4 protein-coding genes are annotated in these 3,486 nt (G+C 71.6%); all 4 read right to left on the reverse strand.

Annotated features, from left to right (window positions below):
• Positions 1-306 precede the first annotated feature (306 nt).
• Positions 307-1,119 carry a pyrroline-5-carboxylate reductase gene (proC, locus tag GTW40_RS26175; protein ID WP_161182627.1) on the reverse strand — a complete coding sequence of 271 codons (813 nt, stop codon included), beginning with the start codon at positions 1,117-1,119 and terminating at the stop codon, positions 307-309.
• Positions 1,120-1,216: 97 nt separating this feature from the next.
• The gene (locus tag GTW40_RS26180; protein WP_161182628.1) at positions 1,217-1,978 is read right to left on the reverse strand and encodes an ABC transporter permease; all 762 of its coding nucleotides are present in this window, start codon (positions 1,976-1,978) and stop codon (positions 1,217-1,219) included.
• Positions 1,975-2,760 (reverse strand): ABC transporter ATP-binding protein, encoded by a 786-nt coding sequence (locus GTW40_RS26185; RefSeq protein ID WP_202486447.1) that lies wholly within the window; start codon positions 2,758-2,760, stop codon positions 1,975-1,977. Before GTW40_RS26185 ends, GTW40_RS26180 begins: the two co-directional genes overlap by 4 nt.
• A 108-nt stretch (positions 2,761-2,868) precedes the next feature.
• Positions 2,869-3,486: class I SAM-dependent methyltransferase (locus tag GTW40_RS26190; RefSeq protein WP_161182630.1), on the reverse strand; the 618-nt coding region annotated here is incomplete at its 5' end.

Here is a 3,486-nt window from a genome sequence, read left to right on the forward strand (position 1 = left end):
GTCTGACCCCCAGTCAGCGGGGTTTGTCTTCCCGGCCTCGCGGCCGTTCCGACGAGTGAGACTTTAGCGGATTCCCGGCCCCCGAAGCCAATCGGGGTTCCTGTGCTCTTTTTCGAACACGGATTCCTCATTTCGCAAATGCACACAACGAAACAAGCGACGCATGAGCGTCGATGTCGAGTGGGCCTTGCGGAATGGCTGTCCGGGGACCGACCGGAGTCGGCTCTCACGTCGGACAACTCGGAGAACACTACGCAGCCTGGGAGGGGGTGTCAACCCCCTCCTGGGAAGAATCTTTGGTGCGGGTCAGTCCTTCTTACCGGAGGCCAGCTCACGGCTGCGGTCGCGGGCCGCTTCTAGGGCGGCGATGAGGGCGGCGCGCACGCCGTGGTTCTCCAGCTCGCGGATGGCGTTGATGGTCGTACCGGCCGGCGAGGTGACGTTCTCGCGGAGCTTGACCGGGTGCTCGCCGCTGTCGCGGAGCATCGTGGCGGCGCCGATGGCGGACTGGACGATCAGCTCGTGCGCCTTGTCGCGGGGCAGGCCGAGCAGGATGCCCGCGTCGGTCATGGCCTCGACCAGATAGAAGAAGTACGCCGGGCCCGAGCCGGACAGGGCGGTGCAGGCGTCCTGCTGGTTCTCCGGGACGCGCAGGGTCTTGCCGACGGCGCCGAAGATCTCCTCGGCCGTGGCGAGGTGGGCGGCGGTGGCGTGGCTGCCCCCGGAGATGACGGACATGGCCTCGTCCACCAGGGCGGGCGTGTTCGTCATGACGCGTACGACCGGGGTGCCCTCGGTCAGGTGCTCCTCGATGAGCGAGGTGGGGATGCCGGCGGCGCCGCTGATGACCAGGCGGTCGGCGGGGACGTGCGGGGCCAGCTCGGCAAGCAGTGTGCCCATGTCCTGCGGCTTGACCGTGAGGATCAGGGTGTCGGCGGTCTTGGCGGCCTCGGTGTTGGTGACCGGGGTGACGCCGTGGCGGGCGTGGAGTTCTTCGGCGCGCTCGGGGCGGCGGGCGGTCACCAGGAGATCGGCGGGGGCCCAGCCCCCCCGGATCATTCCGCTGAGCAGGGCTTCGCCGATCTTGCCGGTGCCGAGGACTGCGACTTTCTGGCTCATGCGGTTCATCCTCGCACCGGGGGTGCCGGGTGCGAGGGGTTGTCCGGTGGGCGGACCACTCGCCTTCGTACAGGTAGTACAGGAGGGGAGACGGTGCTCAGTCCGTGCGGCGGCGCAGGGTGGCGGCGCCCAGGGCGAGGACCAGGAGGGCGCAGCCCGCGACGATCAGGATGTCGCGGAGGAAGGTGGTCGTCGTGTCGGTGTGGTGGAGGACCTCGTTCATGCCGTCGACGGCGTAGGACATGGGGAGGACGTCGGAGACGGCTTCCAGGGCTGGGTGCATGTCGGGGCGGGGTGTGAAGAGGCCGCAGAGCAGGAGCTGGGGGAAGATCACCGCGGGCATGAACTGGACCGCCTGGAATTCCGAGGCCGCGAAGGCCGAGACGAAGAGGCCGAGGGCCGTGCCGAGCAGGGCGTCCAGGAGTGCGACCAGGAGGAGCAGCCAGGGCGAGCCGGTGACGTCGAGGCCGAGGAGCCAGACGGCGAGGCCGGTGGCGAGGGCGGACTGGACGACGGCGACGGCGCCGAAGGCGAGGGCGTAACCGGCGATCAGGTCAGCCTTGCCGAGGGGCATCGCGAGGAGGCGCTCCAGGGTGCCGGAGGTGCGTTCGCGCAGGGTGGCGATGGACGTCACCAGGAACATCGTGATCAGCGGGAAGATCCCGAGCAGGGACGCGCCGATGTTGTCGAAGGTGCGGGGGCTTCCGTCGAAGACGTAGCGCAGCAGGACCAGCATCAGGCAGGGGACCAGGAGCATCAGGGCGATGGTGCGGGGGTCGTGGCGGAGCTGGCGCAGGACGCGGGCGGCGGTGGCGGTCGTACGGCCGGGGCTCAGCGCGGACGCGGTGGTCGTGCTCATCGGGTCGGCTCCTTGGTGCGGTCGGTGGCGGCGGCCTCGTCCACGAGGTGGAGGAAGGCGGCCTCGACGGTGTCCGTGCCGGTGCGGGTCCGCAGGTTCTCCGGGGTGTCGTCGGCCAGGACACGCCCTTCGCGCATGAGGAGGAGGTGGTCGCAGCGCTCGGCCTCGTCCATGACGTGGGAGGAGACGAGGAGGGTGGTGCCGCGTTCGGCGGCGAGGGTGTGGAAGAGGGTCCACAGGTCGCGGCGGAGTACGGGGTCGAGGCCGACGGTCGGTTCGTCCAGGACGAGGAGTTCGGGGGTGCCGAGGAGGGCGACCGCGAGGGAGACGCGGCTGCGCTGGCCGCCGGAGAGGTTTCCGGCGAGGGCGTCGGCGTGGGAGGTGAGGTCCACGTCGGCGAGGGCGCGGGTGACGTGGGTGTGGCGGCGGTCGGCGGCGGCGCGGCCGGGGTCGAGGATCGCGGCGAAGTAGTCGAGGTTCTGGCGGACGGTGAGGTCGTCGTAGACGGAGGGGGCCTGGGTGACGTAGCCGACGCGGTGGCGCAGGGCGGGGTGGCCTGCCGGTCGGCCGAGGACGTCGAGGGTGCCGGTGACCTTGGCCTGGGTGCCCGCGATGGCGCGCATCAGCGTGGACTTTCCGCAGCCGGAGGGGCCGAGGAGGCCGGTGATCCGGCCGCGGGGGACGGTGAAGCCGAGGTCGTGGAGGACGGTGCGGGGGCCGCGTACGACGGTGAGGGCGTCGGCGTGGACGGCCGCCGGGGTGGGTGGAGGCTCGTTATTCATCACGTGATGAATAATTGCGCCGGCGCGGGGACGCCGTCAAGGGCCGGGGCATGCGAAACGGCGGCCCGGTACGGGTGCCGGGCCGCCGTTCGTGGGTTCGGGCGGGTGTCAGTCCTTGCGGGCGGCGATCAGATACACGTCGTACGTCTCCTCGACCACGCCGTCCGGGAAGACCTTCAGGAGGTGGGCGCGCTCCTCGGCCATGAAGGCGGTGCGGTCGTCCTGCGGGGTGAGGAGGAAGGCGGAGTGGCTGGCGATGTTGGCGAGGTGGACGTCGAGCGGGACGCGGCGGCTCCAGCGGACCACGCGGCGCTCGAAGGCGAGGCGGCCGCTGGGGTCGGCCTGGTCGGTGCGGTCCACCGCCTTGCGCTTCTCGGCGGGGATGTCGAGGCCGAAGAAGCGTCCGGCGCGGTCGGCGGCCTCGGAGATCCAGTCGACGTCCACGGCATCGACGTTCCACCACAGCGCGAGCGCGCCGCCGGGGCGCAGGACGCGCAGCGCCTCCGGGACCGAGCGGGCGGGGTCGGTCCAGTGCCACGCCTGGGCGTAGGTGATCAGGTCGGCGTGGGCGTCGGCGACCGGGAGGGCGTTGCCGTCGCCCCGGACCAGGGGGACGTCCGGCAGGGCCCGGCGGAACTCGGCGGCCATGCCCGCGCCCGGCTCGACCGCGAGGACGCGGGCGCCGCGCTCGTGCAGCAGGCGGCTCGCGATGCCGGTGCCCGCGCC

Origin of the sequence: Streptomyces sp. SID4985, from assembly GCF_009863025.1 — a bacterium.
GTDB lineage: Bacteria > Actinomycetota > Actinomycetes > Streptomycetales > Streptomycetaceae > Streptomyces.